The following is a 16,631-nucleotide window of genomic DNA, read 5'->3' as shown; positions in this document are numbered from 1 at the left end:
GAGAACGGCTCGATCCACTTCGGATCATCCGCTGAGATCACCCCACCCATGCCCAGCCAACGCACCAACCGCCACACCGGTTACGGGACAACCTCTAGCAGGATCGCCGCCATCGCCAGAGGCACCGGTGAGGTCGACGCTGTCTACCACATTGCCCTCGATGCCTTGCAGTCTGCTGTAGAGGACGCAGGAAGCGCCCAGCAGAAGAACGACCTCTCGGAGTGCACCCGCCAAGGACGTCTCCGGCCATACGATGAACTGGCCTCCACGTTGGCCACCTGGTAAGTCAGAGCGCATGAGTGATACGTCAGGATCCCCCGCGCAGCCGGATCGTGAATGGTCTCCGCCGGCAGGCTCGTGGGCCTCCTCCGCGGCTCGCCGACGGAACATGCAAGCCATCCGCAACAGGGACACTAAGCCGGAGTGGCTCATTCGTCGGCTCGTGCATGCCAAAGGCCTGCGTTACCGGGTGGCAGCCAAGCCGCTCCCGGGCCTTCGCCGGACCGCCGACATGGTCTTCGGCCCAGCAAAGGTCGCCGTCTTCATCGATGGCTGCTACTGGCATGGCTGCCCGCAGCACTACGTGCCCCCGAGGACCAATCCGGGCTACTGGTCAGACAAGGTTGCCCGGAACGTGGCTCGTGATCGGGACACCGACCAGCGCCTAGCGGAGGCCGGCTGGACCGTGCTCAGGTTCTGGGAGCACGAACCTGCCGCCGAGTGTGCGGCCCAGATCGCTGCGGAGGTCGCAACACGCCGACCTCAAGCGCGCCAGGAAGGTAGCCCATAGCGGCGGCTCAAGCCTTCGCTCCGTCCCGCTCCCTCGCAGCTCTCAGGACATCGGCGATCGACTCACCAACTGCCCTGGCCACGGGCGGTGGGAAGGCATTTCCCACCTGCCGGTACTGCGCGGTCTTACCGCCAGAGAACTGCCATTCGGGCGGAAAACCCTGGATGATCGCAGCTTGCTGCACGGTGAGCATCGGGCCATTGGGCCCGAACAAGTCACGATCCTCAGTGCCTTTCTGCCTGCAAGTCTCGGGATCGTTGGCCACCCCCAGTGCATTGACACCAAGCTGCTTCCAGGCGGCCTTTGCACGGCTAGGGCCAAGGTCGGCCCCTCCGTGCTTCTTGGACCCACCCACCAGGGTAGGTGCGATACCCCCGCCCTTCTCCATCAGCTCGAGATGACGCTTGCGAGCAGAGTCGAGCCAGCGCTCATACGCCGCGTGAGCTCGCTCGGCATGCTCACCTTCGAAATACGGCGCGTATCGAGCATGCATGGTTGCTTCCAGCGCCTTTGCAACGCTGACGTGCTCATCATCTCCGCCAGCCGGCCACTCGTACTTCACGTCCTCCAGGACATCGCTGCGGAAAGCGACGAGGATTGCACGAGGGCGAAGCTGAGGAACACCAAAGTCACTGGCCTCGAGAATGTCCCATTCGCAGACCTTGTATCCCAGCCCTTCGTCCCAAGTCATCTGGCCATCGTCACCGCGGTACCAACCGCTCTGGAGCCGCGCCTTGATCCAATCCCGGTAGTCCTCAAACTTCGGATCCATGATTCCGCGAACGTTCTCGATCATGACGGCCCGAGGGTTGTAAGTCTCCACGAGCCTCAGCATCGCAGGGAACAAGTCACGCTCGTCTGCCTTGCCAAGTTGCTTGCCGGCATGGGAGAAGGGCGGACACGGAACACCTCCGGCCAAGAGGTCGAGGCCACGCCGCTGAAGCACTTCCCGGCTCTTATGCAGATGTTCGTCCCGGTCGAAGTCATTGACATCGGTCGGCGGCAGAACGTCGCAGTTCTCTCTCTCCCAGGCCCACTTGGGGTGCGAGCGCACGTTGGCCTGCAACGTCATGGCGGCATGAGGGTCGATCTCTACGAGAGCGAGATGGCCGAACCCGGCCTGGTGCAGCCCGATCGCCTGCCCACCAGCCCCGGCACAGATTTCGATCGAGGTGAACTCGGGCTCCTCGATCTCCTCCACGGACTGCTCCGGTTCGTTCACGTGGGTCATGCCCCCTCCTTACGGTCGTGCAGCGGCGGACGCATCTTGCGATCCGCCATCACTGAGGGTGACAGACCCCACTGACAACGAGACCTGACCAAGTTTGCAGCACGTCTCATGGTTCGCCGCACGCACCCTCCGTTGCGCCGAACACTCATACGATATTGCCCATGCGGATCCCTACGTGGACTGAGGACGAGCTCGTACTGGCTGGAGCGCTCGTGGTGAAGAATGGCTGGCGCGAGCTGCGGACCAGAGATGTGGACGTGCAGGAGCTCTCGGAGCTGCTTCGCTCGCTTCCAGTCCACGAACCAGAGGCTCGTGCATTGCCCGGCTTCCGGTCTCCGGACAGCGTGAGCCGGAAGACCACTGACTTCATGACGAATCACCCGCTCTACTCCGGCAAGGCCACCCGCTGCGGCAAACCCACGTCGCTCATGATCGAGGCTTTCACCAAGCGTGAGGCTGAGATGCTCCAGGCTGCTGAGGCGATCGAGGAAGGCATCGCCTCCGGTGACCTGCACCGCCTCCCGGAGCAGCCCGACGAGGTCGACGAAGACGGCTCGACTGCCATCGAAGGGCGACTCCTCGTGCGTCGCGCACTGGCCCGCGAGCGGGACCCGAAGCTCCGAGCGCTGAAGATCAAGCAGGCGCGACTCAACGGGGGTCCGCTGCGGTGCGAGGTCTGCGCGTTCGACTTTGCCCGCACCTACGGGGACCTGGGCGACGGTTACATCGAGGTGCACCACGTCACTCCCCTCCACGCCTCTGGCACCAGGGAGACCAAGCTCGCCGACCTTGCCTGCCTGTGTGCCAACTGCCACCGCATGTGCCACAGGAGCCGTCCGGGGGAATCCTGGCGCACGCCGGCCGCTCTCCGAGAGCAGATAGAGAAGTCTGTTCCTGTAACTGGCCGCTAGGCCGCGTCCGCCTCGGCCTCGTAGTACATCTGTGCCTGGTCGAGGATGTCGTCGGGGTCGTGACCACGAGCAGTGGTCCAGTGGAGCAGATCGGCGATCAGCTCGATCGCAGACTGCGCGAGACCCGCTTCACTCCTGCCCCCATCCAGAGCGACGCTGCCTCGGCCAAGCTGATAGTTCTCCAGAACCTCTACGGCCCGCTCGAAGCGTCGGCAGGCCCGCCTCCCGTAGAGGACCGGGATCTCGCACCACACTGCCTTACCTGCCGCAGTGAGAATGGCTCCCCAGTCGACTGCCAGCCCTGCGAGTAAGTGCAGCCCGCGGCCGCCCTCGTCATGCAAGTATGCTGCCCTCAGGGTCGGCAGCACAGGGCTCTTGTCGTGCAGCTCCATGCGGATCCTCTCCCCCTTCCACTCGAGGATCAGAGTCGCCGACGCACCTTCGCCAACGTGCTTGAAGACATTGGTGGCCAGCTCCGTAACGAGCAGCTCGGCCTCGTCAGAAGCGGCCAGTGCGCCCCACCGGTCGAGCTGCTGAGCGGTTGCTCTTCGCAGCAGACGTACCTCCGTCGGCACCGCTTCGAAGGGCAGAACACAGCGGAGTCGATTCTCCGTGACTTCCTGGCCAGGCATGGCCTCTCCTCCCTCCCTGGCCACCCCGCGAGCCAGGCCGTATCCGTACGACTGCGCTGCGTAGCGGCCAGAACGAGCATGGCACAGAGAAATCTCACTGTGTAACTTCTCATGGGAATCTATCGAGTGAATCCGGTAGTGAGCCCGGTTCACGGCTACCTAGCCTGATGGGCGTCCTACGGGCTGAGGCCCGAACATGGCTAAGGAGCCGCATGCCCGAACGGAGCACAACACGACGTCGCCAACTGGGCGCCACAATGCGCAAGTTGCGCTCACGCAAAGGCCTGACGCTTGAGGAGGCCGGGCGACTCGTCGGCGTGTCGAAGGCGACCGTCAGCCGGTACGAGACCACGGCTGGGCCGGTCAAGTGGCTCGTCATCGACGCACTCTGCCGTGAGTACGACGCAACGGACGCCGAGCGGCGAGCAGTCGTCAACCTCGCCAAGAACGCCAAGGAACAGGGCTGGTGGAACTCCTTTGCCGACTCCATCCCGGAGAGCATGAACTTGCTGCTCACGCTTGAGGACGAAGCCGTTCGTGAGAACCACTTCTGTTGCGTCTACGTCCCTGGGCTTCTGCAGACACGTGCTTACAGCACAGCGCTCCAGAGGGCCAACGAAGTACCTCTGGGACCCTCGGAGGTCGACCGGCTGGTCGACATTCGCATGAAACGGCAGGAGATCCTTTCCCGGCCGAAGCCGTTGCACCTATGGGCGATCCTCGATGAATCGGTGATCCGCCGGGTCGTCGGGTCGCCGACCGTGATGAAGGGGCAACTCGGCAGGCTTCTCGAAGCCAACGAGTCCCCTCACATCACGCTCCAAGTGCTCCCGTTCTCCAAGGGGGCGCACGCCGCGGCTCTCGGGAGTTTCGTCATGATCGGAGGGCCTGAACCGGCCCTTGACGTGGTGTACGTCGACATCCACACGGGCTCGCTCTTCTTGGAGAAGGAAGCCGAACTGGAGCGATACAGACTTGCGTTCGAGTACCTCCGCGCACAAGCGTTGGACATGGAGGCTTCCTCCACCCTAATCCATTGCGCCCGCAAGGAGCTCTGAATGTCCGCCGTCCCCCAGATCACCTCCGAGCCCAGGTGGTTCAAGTCGTCCTACAGCGGCGGCAACGCCACCGAGTGTCTGGAGTGCTCGTACGGCGCCAACGGTGCGCTCATACGCGACTCGAAGATCTCAACGGGACCCATCGTCCTCGTCGGCAGCGACGCATGGCGGTGCTTCATAGGATCGATACGCAGTACACCAGGGCGTGCCCGCGTCACAGGGCTCCAGGACCTCTAGCCCAGCCCCTTCTCGAACCGATACTGCTCCACCAGTTCCTCCCACTCCCCGGCATCGCCCTCGCTCACAGCAACGGTCCGCGTCTCGCCCACGCGCGTGCGCACCCGGTCCGCCACCTGTTTGGCCCGGCCGCTGGACGTATATACGCCCAGGACGAGGGCGGTGGAGGTGTCGGGGTCCTCGCCGGTGACGGTGAAGCTCCAGGGGATCTCGCAGGGCGGGGCGTGGTCGGGGTCCGGGCACAGGAGGCGTTCGATCGGGTCCTGGAGTGCCAGTGCCTCTTGTGAGGTCGGGCAACCGTGGATCCGGATCTCGTACACCCTTGGTTCGTCTTCGTCCATTGGCACTCGCCCTTCCTAATTCCAGCTCAGCCGCGCCTCCGGTCAGCCCAGTTCCCCCCGCTCAATACAGAACTCGTTCCCCTCCGGATCCGCCATCACGACCCAGCCTCGGCCGTTCGGGAGGGTGCGGTCCGTGAGGACGTGGGCGCCCAGGGACACGGCGCGTTCGACCTCCTCGGCGCGTGTGCGGCCCGTGGGGCCCAAGTCGAAGTGGAGGCGGTTCTTCGTCGCTTTGGCCTCCTCGACTCTGACGAAGAGGAGGCCGGGCGCGCCGTCCGGGAGTTCCACCAGGACCTCGTCATCCCCGGGCTTGTCGATGTCGGAGATGGGATGGCCCAGGAACTCGGCCCAGAATCGGGCCAGTTCGTAGGGCTCGCCTGTGCAGTCGAAGGTGATGTGGCGGATGGTTGGGTTGGGGTTGGGGTGCAACGGTCGTCTCCCTCACGTCGTCCGGCGCGCCGGTGGCGCTTCGTAGGATGTGTGGGGAGACCGGGAACTGTCGAAGCATTTGGCGGCCTCGGGCAGTCAGTCGGAGGACTCCAGCCGCAGCACGCGAAGCTCCGGAACCTCCGGTCCTGCGGTGCCGCGCACCAGCAGAGTCAGTCCGGACCAACCCGGCGGGATCCAGAGGACGTTCGCGTCGCCACCCGAGAAGTCCGGCCGGTCGCCGACCCAGACCCGGCCCACGCACTCCCCGCCGGCCCATCCGGTCACCCGGATCTGCGTGCCGTCCGGCCGCAACAGGAGGCCGCCGTGGGACTCCGGCAGGTCGACGTCGAGCCATGCCTCCTCCCCCGGTGCGAGGGTCAGCGGCAGCAGGACCTCCTGCCCGGGTGCGGCTTCGGTGGCGAAGCCGGTCAGCAGGTCGTCGTCCTGCGCGGAGCACGTCCAGTCCGTCACCGGATCCAGGGCGAGCAGCTCGGCACGCAGGCCGCCGCCGCTGGGGTGGTGCGGCAGCGTGACCGAGATCCGGTGGGTGCCGGCGGGCAGCGGGACCCACGGATCCTCGGCGTGGACGGTGTGGACGCTATGGGCCGCATGCGGCTCGGGGACGGTGTCGTCGGTGAGCGGCTCGCCGTCGGTCACAGTGACCCGCACCGGCTCGACCACCCCCTTGAGATGCAGAGCCGCCGCAGTGGCCGACCGGATCTCGCGGGTGTAGGTGACGGGGAGTCCGACGCGGGTGCTGCTCCAGCCGCCGAGCTCGCGCAGGGGTGCCGGCCTGCCCGCCCAGTGGCCGTGGACCGACCACAGCGCCGACACGTCCGCCGTCTCCCGGACCGTCCAGAGTGTGCCGAGCCCGCGCAGCGCGCCGAGGCGGAGGGCCGGCAGGCGCGCGTCGTCGAAGTTCGCGTGCCCCCAGATCTCCACAACGGCCTCGACGTCGACGGCACCGGTCGCTTCCCGGACGTTGATCCGCCGGGTGGCCCCGAACCCGGCGATCGTCGGCCGCACCCGGCCGGCGACCGACAGGTCGACGATGTCCGCCGCCCCGACGAGCAGCAGCTCGTCGACGCCCGTGAGATCCGTCGTGGTCCGGTAGGTCCCGCGCCCTCGGTACACGCCGAGCGACTCCAGCGTCGGCGGCAGCTCGTGCCGGCCGGTCGCCAACTCGGGCGCGGTGGCCGCTCGGCGCCGCGTGCGCCGTACCTCGACGGGTGCCGGTGCGGGCCGTGCGGGCGCCGGTGCCTCGAGATGTACGGTGCCGTCGCGGTCCGTGGCGCGCAGGCGTACGGCCTCCGCCGGGGCCAGCGCTACGAGGGTCAGCCCCTTGGCCGTCGCCCGCCCCGGCACTCCGGCCGTCGGCGCCGGTATCTCGACCCGAAGGTCCCCGACGACGACGGTGACCGGCACCTCGGAGGAGAACACCAGCACGCCCTCCCCCGCCGCCACCAGATCCGCGGACGCCAGAGTGAGCGTCCCGTCGTGACCCCAGGGCGTCAGGGGCACGTCCACCAGCATCAACGGGCACGAGTCCGCCGCCACGGCGACCGGCACCCCGTTCACGACCGCCGTTCCCGAATCTGGTCCTGTCCCAGTTCCCGTGCCTGTTCCCGCACCTGTTCCCGTCCCCGTCCGTGTGCCGAGATGCGGTACGGCGAGGAGCCGGCCGCCTCCGTCGAGTCGCAGGGCCGACGGTGACGAGCTGGTCGGGAAGTCGGTGGTGACCGGCGTGTGCGGGGCGGTGGGGGTGGCGAGCGCCAGGCGCGGTCCCAGGGTGTCGATGACGCGGGCGAGGATCTGGGCCTCGGCGTACTCGGGGCGTTCGGTGCCCGTGGAGGAGACGTAGCCGCCGAAGTCGTAGCCGTGGCTCATGAGGTTGCCGGGCCTGCCCCAGTTCCCCGCGGACGGGGTGTATCCGAAGTTCCAGCCGGAGGACTGGAGATAGGGGGCGATCAGCGAGGCACCGCTGGCCAGGAGCCGGCGCAGGGTGCGGTGGCGGCGGTTGGTCTCGGTGATCAGCAGGGGCAGGTCGCGCTCCGCCAGTAGCTCGGCGTAGCGCCGCACTTCGGGTTCGATGTGCGGGGAGTCGTCGTCCGGGTAGAAGTTGCACGCCGGTACGACGCCGGGGACGTCGCCGGTGGCGCCTTCGAGGTCGCCCTGTCCGGAGCAGGCGATCAGCGGCACGGTGATGCCGTGCCGGACGGCCTGGTCGCGCAGGGCGGTGAGATAGCCGGTCCGGTCCTCGCAGTCGAAGAAGTCCAGCTCGTTCTCCAACTGCACCATGATCACAGGGCCGTTCGCCGGGTACTCGCGTTCGGCGAGGAGCGGCAGCGCCTGGTCGAACCAGGCGGTGACCCGGTCGAGGAAGCGCGGCTCGTGCTGTCGGACCCGCAGCTGGGGGTCCAGGCCCAGCCAGGCCGGCAGCGCGCCGCCGTCCCACTCGGAGCAGATGTAGGGGCCGGGTCGCGCGATGACGTACAGCCCCTCCTCCCACGCGAGGTCGAGGAAGGCGGCGACGTCCCGCCGGCCCTCGAAGGACCAGCGGCCGGGGGCCGTCTCGTGGAAGTTCCACGGCAGGTAGACGTCCACGCAGGTGTAGCCGGAGGCCCGGACCTGGGCGAGCCGGGCGCGCCATTGTTCCCGGGGCAGACGGAAGTAGAACAGGGACGCGCACAGCACGAGCTGCGGGCCGCCCTGGAAGCGGATGCCGCGGGCATCGAGCGCGATGCCCTGGTCGATGGTGGTGGGGTGGCTCACTTGACTCCCGCGCTTCCGCCGCTGATGTCCATTTCGTACAGGTACTTCTGGCCGATGTAGTAGACGAGAATCATCGGCAGGGCGAGCAGGATCGAGCCGACCATCACCAGGTTCCAGGGCGGTGCCTGGCCCGCCTGCGAGGTGGCGGTGATGTACTGCACGCCCAGGGCGAGCGGCATCTTCGACTCGTCGTTGAGGTAGATCAGGGGGCCCATGAAGTCGCCCCAGGTGTGGGTCAGCGTGAAGATGCCGATGGCGATCAGGACGGGCCTGAGCATCGGGAACATGATCCGCCGGTAGATGCCGAAGAAGCCCAGACCGTCCATCATGGCCGCCTCGTCGAGCTCGCTGGGCAGCCGGGAGACGAACTGCCGTACCAGGAAGACGTTGAACGCGTTGGAGAAGAAGTTCGGCACGATCAGCGGCAGGAAGGTGTTCACCCAGCCCAGGTCCCGGAACAGGATGAACTGGGGGATCATCGTGATCTGCGTCGGGATCATCATGGTGGCGATGACGATGAGGAACATCGTGTTCTTGCCCGGCGCCCGCAGCCGGGCGAAGGCGTAGCCGACCAGGCCGCTGGAGAGGACCTGCCCCACCACCGAGAACAGCGAGATGAGCACCGAGTTGAGCAGGAAGGTGCCCACCGGCAGCTCGGTGCCGAACACCCGGGAGAAATTGTCCCAGTGGAACTCGCGCGGGATGACCGTGAACGCGCCGTTGTTCACGGTGGCGTCGCTGGACAGGGCGATCGAACCGACGAAGACCAGCGGGGTGGTCAGGATCGCCGCGACGATCAGCAGGGTGCCGTAGGTGAACGGGGTCGCGCGGAACGCCCGTACGGCGGGGGCCTGCCCCTTCGCGGGCCGGTCCTCGTGCCCGCGTTTGCGCACCGGGGTAGCCAGGGTCGCCATCACTTCACCTCGGTCTCGTAGAACACCCAGCGCCGGGTGGTGCGGAAGGCGATCACCGTGAACACCAGGATCACCAGGAACAGCAGCCAGGAGATCGCCGAGGCGTAGCCCATGCGGTAGTAGCTGAACGCCTGGTCGAACAGGAGCGGCACCATGGTCTGGGCCGCGTCGTAGCCCGCGGGGTTCTTGCCCTTCGGGATGAGGATGTAGAGCTGCGAGAAGATCTGGAACGCGTTGATCAGGCCCATGATCAGGTTGAAGAAGATGATGGGCGTCAGATGCGGCAGCGTGATGCTCCAGAATTGCCGCGTCGCGCTCGCGCCGTCGACCTCGGCCGCCTCGTACAGCTCACGCGGGATGCCCTTCATCGCGGCGAGCAGCAGCACGGTCGCGGCGCCCGCGCCCCACGCCGACATCAGGATCAGGGCGGGCTTGACCCAGGGGCCGTCGAGCAGCCAGTTGGGGCCCGACAGACCGAACAGGCCGAGGAAGTCGTTGATCGGGCCGTTCGGCGCGAGCACCATCCGGAAGATCATCGCCGTGGCGACCAGCGGGATCAGCGTCGGCAGATAGATCAGAGTGCGGAACAACTTGCGAGCCCTGACCTGCTTGTTGAGCAGGTTCGCCAGCCAGAGCCCGAGCACCAGGCCCAGCGGGACCGAGATCGCCGCGTAGTAGAAGGTGTTCCACAGCGCCTTCCAGAACGCCGGGTCGTCGGTGAGGATCCTGGCGTAGTTCTGGAAGCCGACCCACTTCGGCGAGGTGAAGGAGTCCCAGTCGGTCAGGGAGTAGTAGATCGACGCGATCATCGGCCCGAGCAGGAAGACCAGGAAGCCGATCACCCACGGCGAGATGAACAGGTAGAAGGAGAGCGCCTCACGGCGCCGACGCTTGGAGAGCCTCTGTTTCCCCGGTGACGCGGGCTTCTTCGCGGCCACCGAGGACGTCTCGGGGGTGGGGGCCGTCGTGGTCGCCATCGCCGGTCATCCCGCGGACTTGATGAGGGACTCGAGGTCCTTCTGCACGGCGGTCAGCGCCTTCTTGGCGCTGCGCTCCTTGCCGAGCCAGAAGTCGGCGAGGCCGTTCGAGATCACGTCCTGCATCTCGTTCCACTCGGGGATGAACGGCGCCCGGAAGACGAACTCGCTCGACTCGGCGAAGACGCCCATGTCGACGTCCGTCTTCATCCACGACGGCTTGAGGAACGCCTGGCTCTTCTGCACCTCCAGGTTGGCCGGCACGTCCTGGCCGGAGGCGATGATCTCCGTCTGGGCCTCGGGGGAGGTGAGGAAGTCGATCGCCTTGAAGGCGTTGTCGCGCTGCTTGGAGGTGCGGGAGATCGCCAGGCCGCTGCCGAACGCCGACACGGCCTGCTTCTTGCCGCGCCACATCGGGGCGATGTCCCAGCCGAACTTCACCTTCGTCAGGCCCGACATGACCCAGAAGCCGTTGGCGTGGGTGGCGACCTTCTGGTTGGGGAACGCCTGGTCGCCGCCGATGTCGGGGCCCATGTCGGCGTAGTCCGCCTTGCTCGGCACCACCTTGTGCTTGAAGACCAGGTCGCCCGCCCACTGGAGCGCCTCGACGACCTCGTCGCTGTCGACCGCGGGCCGGCCCTGGGCGTCGATGATGGTGCCGCCGTTCTGGTAGGCGAGACTCCACCACTGCGGAAACCATTCGGCACCGCTGTATCCCCACACCTTGCCGGGGACCGTCAGCTCCTTGAACGCGTCGAGGGTGTCGTCCCAGGTCCAGTCCGCGGTGGGGGCCTTGACGCCCTTCTTGTCGAACATGTCCTTGTTGTAGAACACGGTGACCGCGCCGGAGCGGTCCGGGATCGCGTAGAGCTTGTCCTGATACGTGTAGAGCGAGCCGACCGGACCGAACCGCTGCTCGGGGTCGAGGTTCGCCTTCTTGGCGAGGTCGTCGAGGGGCAGCAACTGGTTCTTGCTGGAGTACGTGTTGACGCTCTCGGCGACCTGCATGATGTCCGGCCCGGTGCCGCCGGCGATCATCGTCTGCACCTTCTGCGGGTAGGCGTCGCCCGGGATCAGCTGCAGCTTGACCTTCAGGTCCGGGTGCTTCTTGACCAGCAGGTCGATGCGGGCCTGATACGTCTTGCGGTCGGGGTCGCCGCCCCAGACCGTCATCAGCAACGGAGCGTCACTCGAGCCGCTGCCGGACCCGCACGCCGTCAGTGTGACGACCCCCGCTGCGACTCCCAGCCCCAGAAAACCCCGACGAGAAAACCGCGCGCTGTCAAGCGTCATGGCACTGCCCTTCCTTGAGACATGCACACGCCTTGAGGTCGCCCGGATGATCAGGCCGGACTTCGAATGGCGGTTAAAATAACCGTCGTTTTAAGCCAGCGACAAGACCTTGTTTCGTGTGGGTTCAGTTGTTACCCGGGGCTCGAGGCAGCACAAAAGCGGGCATCGACGAGGTTGTTGCAGGTGGACCGGCGCGGGTGCCGCGGGGGCGCCCTTCAGCCGGGCAGGAAGGTGGCGATCGCCTCGTGGAGGCGAGCCGGCTGGTCCAGGTGGACGTCGTGCGCCGCGTCGGCGATGCGGACCAGGTGGGTGTCCGGGCGATGGGCGAGCATCGTGGACGGCTCGTCGGGGCGCATCGTGCCCTGTTCGCCCTGGATGAGGAGCGTGGGACAAGTGATGCGGGACCACTCGTCCCAGTAGGCGGTGGTGGCCAGTTCGGCGATCGTGTCGATGATCGTGGTCCGGTCCATGGTGGAGTGCCAGCCGTCGGCTCGCTGCTCCAGCGTCCTCGTCCATGCCTCGTGGCCGAGGAAGGATTGCGCCTCCTCCAGGGACTTGAACGGGGTCGGCCAGCTGTCCAGCCAGGTCGCGATCTGGGTGGGGAGGTCGGGGGCCGGGCCCGCCGGGCCTGCTTCGATCAGGATCAGGGACTTCACCAGGTGCGGGTGGGACGCCGCCAGCACCGCCGACTTCGATACGACCGCCGAGCGGTGGGTACCGGCCCACGCGGATCTGAACTGGGCGAACATGACCGCGCCGCCGTTCAGCCTCTACGACTGGGAGGACTGGGGCAAGGCGCCGCTGGGGCTGGACTCGGCCTCCGTGCGGGCGAGTTCCCTTGCTGTCCCGGCTTTGGCCGATCGCGTACGACATGAGCGCCGGTCCGACTTCGAGAGCCGGGACGGCAAGCTGATGACGTTGTTCGTCTGCTCGAAGATTCTCGGGCCGTACACGCACCCGCAGGACCCTCGGCTGGAGCCCGCGCGGTGCATGGCCGAGGAGGCCATCGATGGGTTTCTGGCAGGCTGAGCACGCGGGCGGCTGGAGCTTGTCTCTTGGATGTGGGCGGGTGCGCGATGTGGCCCCCCTACTCCATCCCACGGTCTAATGCCGTGCCATGGACGCAGGAGTGGCAGCTGTCATCAACGCAGCGATCGGCACCCTTGGAGGTGTTGGGGGCGGGTTGGTCACCGCCATGAGCCAGGGGTTCCAGCAGCGACGGCAGCGGCAGATCGACCGAGAACACGACCTGGAACAGGCTCGCCGCAACGCCTACAGCACGTGCATCAGCACTTCAAAGCAGGTGTCTGCGGCGTAGTGGAAGTCAGCAGCGAGTCTGCGCATTGACGGCAGTACGGAGAAACAGTGGCATGAGCCCGCGGCCGGTGCCCATGCGGCATGCGCGCCCTTCAGTTCCGCGGTGGCTGAAGTCACGGTCGTAGGACCCACATTTGTGGCTGACGCGGCCGATGCTCCGCGACGAGCGATGTACGACTTGGACATGGCTGGAACGGCTTGGCATGAGGCTGCATGCCAAGCCGGCGCAGGCCGTCTGGAAGCGTTCGACGCGCGGTACATGCAGGCGGTTGAAGCAAAGCGCGCACCGGGAAGTGCTTTTCAGGCTGCGGCACGCAGGGCGTTGGTCGCGGAAAACCAGTTCTTATCTCTTCGTAGCGCCTCGAACTGCTGGCTGCCAAGACGTACTCACAGCCGCCCGGTTTTCCCGAGGTTGGCGCCTCCGGGGCGAATGCCAAGAGCGCCCTTCGGGCGTCGGCTTTGCCGATTGCGCTTCGCTTCACTCTTGACACTCGCCCCTCCACCGCGGGTTTTGCCCGGCCGGGCGGCCCCAGGGTGGAGCGGCGGGGATGGTGGGGAGGGGTGCAGGACCGTGGCCGGGTTACCGGCCCGTGGTGGGGGGGCAGGTCGGGATCCGCGGGTTGCCAGGCGGCGGGAGAGCCATTTGCCGCCGCCGAGCCAGTGGCCGTCTGCCAGCAGGGCCAGTTCCGAGGCGCGTTGCAGGAGTGGGTCACCAGGTACACCCGTTCCAGGTGGTCTGAGCAGCCTCGTAGGTCGTCCAGCATGTCGGTGAGTGCGTACCGGTGGTAGTTCAGCTCCTCCGCTGAGAGGAAAGGCGGTCCGGCGGCCAGGACCTGTCCGGCCGATCACGTGGCCGCCCGGTGTCCGAGGCTCCCGACCGCCGATCGCGACGGCGCAAGGCGCGGCTGTGTGTCCGGCCGCCCCGGTGATGGGCCATGCAGACGAAAAAGCAGGGAAAGCGACCCGTTCGGCCCATTCATGGACGTCACCATTCCCGTAGTCCTTCGTTCTTGGACCGCCAGGTTCGACTTCCTTTTTTCCGACATGGAAGGGAATTCATGCGCTCCATCAGAGCCCTCGCCGTCGCCGTTTCCGTAGGCGCCCTGACGATGGGCATCACCACGATTTCGCAGGCGATCGACCTGCATCACCCAGGCGCGAAGCAGGTCAGGTCGCACCTCCCCGCCAAGGGAGGAGAGAAGGGAGACGGCAAGGGCGGCAAGAAGGACCATTCGCGCTCCCCCGCCAAGGGCGGGAAGAAGGGGCACGGCAAGGGCGGCAAGAAGGTCCACGTCGAGAACTACAACCTGCACCACAGCTGCGTGGGTAAGTCGTTCGACTACTGCACGAAGAACGTCAACTTCAAGCAGACGCTGATCGGCGATGTCACCACGGGGCTGATCGGCCTTATCGGCACGACCAGCACGCCGCCGAACACGAACGGCACCTCTACGCCGCCGAGCACCAACACCACCACCACCCCGCCCGGCGACGCGCAGTGGTGCTCGCCCGGCTTCTGGCGCAACCACCACCCCGAGGCATGGGGCCCCACGGGTCTGACCGGCTCCGAGTCCTACAGCTCGGTGTTCAACGGCGATCTGCCCTCGCGGACCCAGGCCGGCATCAACGCCGGAGCGCCGACCAACCCGTCGATCCTCTTCGTCCTGCAGAACCCGCAGTACTACGGCGGTGACGACACGAACCGGATCGCGGACGAGCTGAGCGACCGGCACCCGGACATCAACTTCACGGGTGAACGCGTCGACAACTGCCCGCTGTGACAGACGGCTTGTGCGGTGGACGCCCCCCGTCCACCGCACAAGCCATTTCGCCTTCGCGGAAGGAACGTGAATGCAACCATCCACGGGAACCCCCACCGCACTCCCCCATCCCCGCCCGGCGGAGGACGACGGCGCGGCACCACACTGGTCCCCGTGGGCGGTGTGCACGCTCGTGGCGACCGGGCTCCTCCTCGCCGGGACCGTGGTCTTCCACGTCGCCATGGTCTTCCTCAGCCTCGCCCCCTCCAACGCCGTCATCACCCGGCACCGCGAGGTGGTCAACGCCTATGTCCAGCCGGAGTTCGGCCAGGACTGGAGGCTGTTCGCACCCAACCCCCAGCAGCGCAACGAGGCCGTCGGCGCCCGGCTGCGCACCGCGGGCGCCGGCGGGACCCAGGTCGTCTCCCGGTGGGTCAACGTCACCGCCGAGGACATCGAGGCGATCAGGGGCAATCCCGCGCCCAGCCACGCGCACCAGAACATGCTCCGCCGGGCCTGGGACGGCTACGTCAACAGTCACAGCCCCAAGGAACGGCCCCAGAGGGGCCAGCTCAGCGAGCTGTCCAGCACTTACCTCAAGCGAGTCGTCCTCCAGCGGATCGGACGCGAGTGGCAGGGCCGGCCGATCGTCGGCCTCCAGGTCGCCGGCCGCTTCACGGCCGTCCCACCGCCGTCGTGGAGCACGCGGCAGACCCCGGACACCACCACCTACCGGGTACTGCCCTGGTGGCCGGTGACGGACCAGGACTACAGGGAGCTGTGAGTTGAGCACCGTACCGTTCCAGCGACTTGCCCGGTTCGCCTGCGCCACGCAGGCCCCCTACCAGGCCGCGGTCTTCAGGATCGGACTGGCCGCCGTCATCACGGCCTTCCTGCTGCGGGAATGGCCGCACCGCCGTGTCCTGTTCGGCGACCGCAGCCCCTTGTCGCACGACATGGCCCTCACCCTGATCGCGGAGGAGGGCACCTTCACCGTACTGAGCTGGTGGGGCGGGCAACTCTGGTTCGAGATCGTCTACACGCTGAGCATCGTGGCGGCGCTTGCCGTCATGCTCGGCTGGCGCACCCGGACCATGGCCGTCCTGCTCATGGTGGGGGTGATGTCCCTGGAGAACCGCAACACCCTGGTCGGGGACGGCGGCGACAACATCATCCGCATCATGGTGATCTACCTGGTGTTCACCCGCTGCGCCCAGGCGTGGTCCCTGGACGCGCGGCGCGCCCGTGCCGCCCGGGCGCGCGGCTCGAACCCGTCCGCCGACGGGACCGGTGTCGTCCTCTGGGCGGTGGCGGGCGCCCTGCTCTTCTGGGCGTTCGGCCTTCCGTTCCAGGGCGGCTGGCCGCTGGTCCTGTGGCTCCTGTGGGCAGTGCACGGCGTCTGGTACGTGGTGAACCGGCGCCTCCCGAGGCACGAAGCGCGCTCCGTCCTGGACGGCTGCGCGGCCATGCTGCACAACGCCGCGATGCTGGTGATCGCCGTACAGGTCTGTCTGATCTACTCCACGGCCGGCTGGTACAAGATCCAGGGTCTGCGCTGGCAGGAGGGCTCCGCCCTCCACTACGCGCTGCACCTCGACTACTTCACCCCGTGGCCCTGGCTCTCGGCCGTCGTCGCGGCCAACGCCGTGCTCGTCCTGGCCCTCACCTACCTCACCGTCGCGGCGCAGGTGGCCTTTCCCTTCGTCCTCGGCAACCGCAAACTCAAGAACGTGCTGCTGGCGGTGATGATCGCGGAGCACCTCGGGATCGCCGTCCTGCTCGGCATCCCGTTCCTGTCGCTGGTCATGGTGGTGTGCGACGCGGTGTTCCTGCCGACGGCGCTGCTGCTCAGGGTGGGCAGGTGGCGCGGACGCCGCACGCCAGGCCCATCCGGCCCGGTCCCGCGGGGACTGGCCACGTCGACGCCACCGGCGGCCGCCCCCGAGCCCGCGCGGAGCATCTGACCCAG

The 16,631-nt window shown here is 67.1% G+C and carries 17 protein-coding genes and 1 pseudogene; 9 read left to right on the top strand and 9 right to left on the bottom strand.

Translation table 11 applies throughout. The features are described from left to right. On the top strand, window positions 1–285 hold a 285-nt coding region (locus IO24_RS0127805; protein ID WP_045297303.1), incomplete at its 5' end, for an NgoMIV family type II restriction endonuclease. 10 nt (window positions 286–295) lie between these two features. Next, a complete protein-coding gene (locus IO24_RS43435) occupies window positions 296–790 on the top strand; it encodes a very short patch repair endonuclease (protein ID WP_078899582.1) in 495 nt (164 codons plus the stop codon). A 7-nt stretch (window positions 791–797) separates the two neighbouring features. Here IO24_RS43435 and IO24_RS0127800 read toward each other — a convergent pair whose 3' ends face one another. After that, a complete protein-coding gene (locus IO24_RS0127800; RefSeq protein WP_031140167.1) occupies window positions 798–2,021 on the bottom strand; it encodes a DNA cytosine methyltransferase in 1,224 nt (407 codons plus the stop codon). A gap of 161 nt (window positions 2,022–2,182) precedes the next feature. Between IO24_RS0127800 and IO24_RS0127795 the strand changes: the two genes are divergently transcribed. Next, window positions 2,183–2,932: an HNH endonuclease gene (locus IO24_RS0127795; protein WP_031140165.1), complete on the top strand. Its 750-nt coding sequence runs from the start codon at window positions 2,183–2,185 to the stop codon at window positions 2,930–2,932. Here the strand turns inward: IO24_RS0127795 and IO24_RS0127790 are convergent. Next, the gene (locus IO24_RS0127790; RefSeq protein WP_031140163.1) at window positions 2,929–3,564 is read right to left on the bottom strand and encodes an ATP-binding protein; all 636 of its coding nucleotides are present in this window, start codon (window positions 3,562–3,564) and stop codon (window positions 2,929–2,931) included. The two genes, IO24_RS0127795 and IO24_RS0127790, sit on opposite strands and share 4 nt — an antisense overlap. A gap of 212 nt (window positions 3,565–3,776) precedes the next feature. Between IO24_RS0127790 and IO24_RS0127785 the strand changes: the two genes are divergently transcribed. After that, complete coding sequence (locus tag IO24_RS0127785; protein ID WP_031140161.1) at window positions 3,777–4,622, top strand: helix-turn-helix domain-containing protein; 846 nt, start codon at window positions 3,777–3,779, stop codon at window positions 4,620–4,622. Continuing rightward, window positions 4,623–4,859 carry a DUF397 domain-containing protein gene (locus tag IO24_RS0127780; RefSeq protein ID WP_031140159.1) on the top strand — a complete coding sequence of 79 codons (237 nt, stop codon included), beginning with the start codon at window positions 4,623–4,625 and terminating at the stop codon, window positions 4,857–4,859. It abuts the gene before it with no gap. Here IO24_RS0127780 and IO24_RS41055 read toward each other — a convergent pair. The 7 genes from IO24_RS41055 to IO24_RS0127745 form a co-directional block, all read right to left on the bottom strand. Then, entirely contained in the window at window positions 4,856–5,200 is a 345-nt protein-coding gene (locus IO24_RS41055) for a hypothetical protein (protein ID WP_037668582.1), read from the bottom strand. The genes IO24_RS0127780 and IO24_RS41055 overlap by 4 nt on opposite strands. A 42-nt stretch (window positions 5,201–5,242) precedes the next feature. Further along, window positions 5,243–5,629, bottom strand: a complete 387-nt coding sequence (locus IO24_RS0127770; protein WP_031140155.1) for a VOC family protein — start codon at window positions 5,627–5,629, stop codon at window positions 5,243–5,245. A 96-nt stretch (window positions 5,630–5,725) separates the two neighbouring features. Beyond that, window positions 5,726–8,401: a beta-galactosidase gene (locus tag IO24_RS0127765; protein WP_031140153.1), complete on the bottom strand. Its 2,676-nt coding sequence runs from the start codon at window positions 8,399–8,401 to the stop codon at window positions 5,726–5,728. Next, window positions 8,398–9,315, bottom strand: coding sequence for a carbohydrate ABC transporter permease (locus tag IO24_RS0127760; RefSeq protein ID WP_031140151.1), 918 nt, complete (start codon window positions 9,313–9,315; stop codon window positions 8,398–8,400). The genes IO24_RS0127765 and IO24_RS0127760 overlap by 4 nt, the downstream gene beginning before the upstream one ends. Beyond that, window positions 9,315–10,292, bottom strand: a complete 978-nt coding sequence (locus IO24_RS0127755; protein WP_031140149.1) for a carbohydrate ABC transporter permease — start codon at window positions 10,290–10,292, stop codon at window positions 9,315–9,317. Before IO24_RS0127755 ends, IO24_RS0127760 begins: the two co-directional genes overlap by 1 nt. Before the next feature lie 6 nt (window positions 10,293–10,298). Beyond that, the gene (locus tag IO24_RS0127750; protein WP_234335405.1) at window positions 10,299–11,465 is read right to left on the bottom strand and encodes an ABC transporter substrate-binding protein; all 1,167 of its coding nucleotides are present in this window, start codon (window positions 11,463–11,465) and stop codon (window positions 10,299–10,301) included. Window positions 11,466–11,800: 335 nt separating this feature from the next. Then, window positions 11,801–12,334 (bottom strand): alpha/beta fold hydrolase, encoded by a 534-nt coding sequence (locus tag IO24_RS0127745; RefSeq protein WP_107063035.1) that lies wholly within the window; start codon window positions 12,332–12,334, stop codon window positions 11,801–11,803. On the opposite strand from IO24_RS0127745, the pseudogene IO24_RS41050 reads away from it, so the two are divergent. From IO24_RS41050 to IO24_RS0127720, 4 genes and pseudogenes are all read left to right on the top strand, one after another. Next, window positions 12,276–12,614, top strand: a pseudogene (locus IO24_RS41050) (hypothetical protein); the annotation flags it as partial. The gene IO24_RS0127745 and the pseudogene IO24_RS41050 overlap by 59 nt on opposite strands. A 1,346-nt stretch (window positions 12,615–13,960) precedes the next feature. Then, complete coding sequence (locus tag IO24_RS42195; protein ID WP_031140140.1) at window positions 13,961–14,683, top strand: hypothetical protein; 723 nt, start codon at window positions 13,961–13,963, stop codon at window positions 14,681–14,683. Window positions 14,684–14,753: 70 nt separating this feature from the next. After that, on the top strand, window positions 14,754–15,446 hold the full coding sequence (locus IO24_RS0127725; RefSeq protein ID WP_157851292.1) for a DUF5819 family protein: 693 nt from the start codon (window positions 14,754–14,756) through the stop codon (window positions 15,444–15,446). Between the two features lies 1 nt (window position 15,447). After that, the gene (locus IO24_RS0127720; RefSeq protein WP_045297309.1) at window positions 15,448–16,626 is read left to right on the top strand and encodes an HTTM domain-containing protein; all 1,179 of its coding nucleotides are present in this window, start codon (window positions 15,448–15,450) and stop codon (window positions 16,624–16,626) included. Window positions 16,627–16,631: the final 5 nt, after the last annotated feature.

The sequence above is a fragment of the Streptomyces flavovariabilis genome, from assembly GCF_000725785.1.
Classification (GTDB): domain Bacteria; phylum Actinomycetota; class Actinomycetes; order Streptomycetales; family Streptomycetaceae; genus Streptomyces; species Streptomyces hawaiiensis.
Note: the sequence above shows the minus strand (reverse complement) of the source record. Positions and strands in the feature narration are given on the sequence as shown.

Coding starts and splice junctions, on each gene's coding strand:
- IO24_RS0127755 (WP_031140149.1), bottom strand. CDS start 10,292: ATGGCGACCACGACGGCCCCCACCCCCGAGACGTCCTCGGTGGCCGCG.
- IO24_RS0127750 (WP_234335405.1), bottom strand. CDS start 11,465: ATGACGGTCTGGGGCGGCGACCCCGACCGCAAGACGTATCAGGCCCGC.
- IO24_RS43435 (WP_078899582.1), top strand. CDS start 296: ATGAGTGATACGTCAGGATCCCCCGCGCAGCCGGATCGTGAATGGTCT.
- IO24_RS0127790 (WP_031140163.1), bottom strand. CDS start 3,564: ATGCCTGGCCAGGAAGTCACGGAGAATCGACTCCGCTGTGTTCTGCCC.
- IO24_RS0127725 (WP_157851292.1), top strand. CDS start 14,754: ATGCAACCATCCACGGGAACCCCCACCGCACTCCCCCATCCCCGCCCG.
- IO24_RS0127745 (WP_107063035.1), bottom strand. CDS start 12,334: ATGTTCGCCCAGTTCAGATCCGCGTGGGCCGGTACCCACCGCTCGGCG.
- IO24_RS0127795 (WP_031140165.1), top strand. CDS start 2,183: ATGCGGATCCCTACGTGGACTGAGGACGAGCTCGTACTGGCTGGAGCG.
- IO24_RS0127760 (WP_031140151.1), bottom strand. CDS start 9,315: ATGGCGACCCTGGCTACCCCGGTGCGCAAACGCGGGCACGAGGACCGG.
- IO24_RS0127780 (WP_031140159.1), top strand. CDS start 4,623: ATGTCCGCCGTCCCCCAGATCACCTCCGAGCCCAGGTGGTTCAAGTCG.
- IO24_RS41055 (WP_037668582.1), bottom strand. CDS start 5,200: ATGGACGAAGACGAACCAAGGGTGTACGAGATCCGGATCCACGGTTGC.
- IO24_RS0127785 (WP_031140161.1), top strand. CDS start 3,777: ATGCCCGAACGGAGCACAACACGACGTCGCCAACTGGGCGCCACAATG.
- IO24_RS0127800 (WP_031140167.1), bottom strand. CDS start 2,021: ATGACCCACGTGAACGAACCGGAGCAGTCCGTGGAGGAGATCGAGGAG.
- IO24_RS42195 (WP_031140140.1), top strand. CDS start 13,961: ATGCGCTCCATCAGAGCCCTCGCCGTCGCCGTTTCCGTAGGCGCCCTG.